The 1,026-nt window shown below is 73.7% G+C and carries 1 protein-coding gene; it reads right to left on the bottom strand.

Annotation, left to right across the window (positions count from 1 at the left end; translation table 11 throughout):
• Nucleotides 1-332: 332 nt before the first annotated feature.
• A partial coding sequence (locus HCJ92_RS24230) for an ATP-binding cassette domain-containing protein (RefSeq protein WP_167935736.1) occupies nt 333-1,026 on the bottom strand: 694 nt, incomplete at its 5' end.

Here is a 1,026-nt window from a genome sequence, read left to right on the forward strand (position 1 = left end):
CCGCCGGCGGCGACGACGGCGGGCCGGCGGGCGGCTGGCCGGACGCGGACGACGCGTTGTCGCCCGAGTCGCCGGGCTGCTCGTCCTTGGGCTCGTCCGGCTGCTCGGACGGCCTGCCCGGCGGTGGGCCGGGCGGAGGCGGCGGCTGAGACATGTTTCCCCCAATGACCGGAATCAGGCTGTCGTGCGGGCCCGCTCCGGGGTACTGGTCGGCTGAAAGTACGCAACGCTCTTTCTACCACCGGACAGCTGAACGACCCCCGGCGGTTCCCGTGGGATCGGTACTTCCGGCGGGGCGGCGGTGGGGGGGGCCCGGGGGCCCGCCCCGTCCGTCAGGCGTCCTCGGCCAGCTCCAGCCAGCGGGTCTCCAGGTCGTCGCGCTGGGCGGAGAGCTCCCGGAGCTGGGTGTCCAATTCGGCCACCCGCCCGAAGTCGGTGGCGCTCGCGGCCATTTCGGCGTGCAGCGCCGTCTCCTTCTCAGAGATCCGGTCCAGCTGGCGCTCGATCTTCTGGGTCTCCTTCTGCGCGGCACGCGAGAGCTGCGACGACTTGGCGGCGGGGGCCGCCGCCGCGGGGCCCGAGCCACCGGCCGCCGCCGGGGAGCCGGACGCGGCCCGGTCGGCCTCGCGTCGGGCGGCCCGGCGCTCCAGGTACTCCTCGATGCCGCGCGGCAGCATCCGCAGGGTGGCGTCCCCCAGGAGCGCCTGCACGCGGTCGGTGGTCCGCTCCAGGAAGAACCGGTCGTGGCTGATCACGACGAGCGAGCCGGGCCAGCCGTCGAGCAGGTCCTCCAGCTGGGTCAGCGTCTCGATGTCGAGGTCGTTGGTCGGCTCGTCCAGGAACAGGACGTTCGGCTCGTCCATCAGCAGCCGCAGGATCTGGAGGCGGCGGCGCTCACCACCGGAGAGGTCCGCGACCGGGGTCCACTGGCGCTCCTTGACGAAGCCGAACTTCTCGCAGAGCTGACCGGCGGTCATCTCCCGGCCCTTGCCGAGGTCGACGCGGCTGCGGACCTGCTCGACCGCC

Source organism: Streptomyces spiramenti (assembly GCF_012034385.1).
GTDB classification, from domain to species: Bacteria; Actinomycetota; Actinomycetes; order Streptomycetales; family Streptomycetaceae; genus Streptomyces; species Streptomyces spiramenti.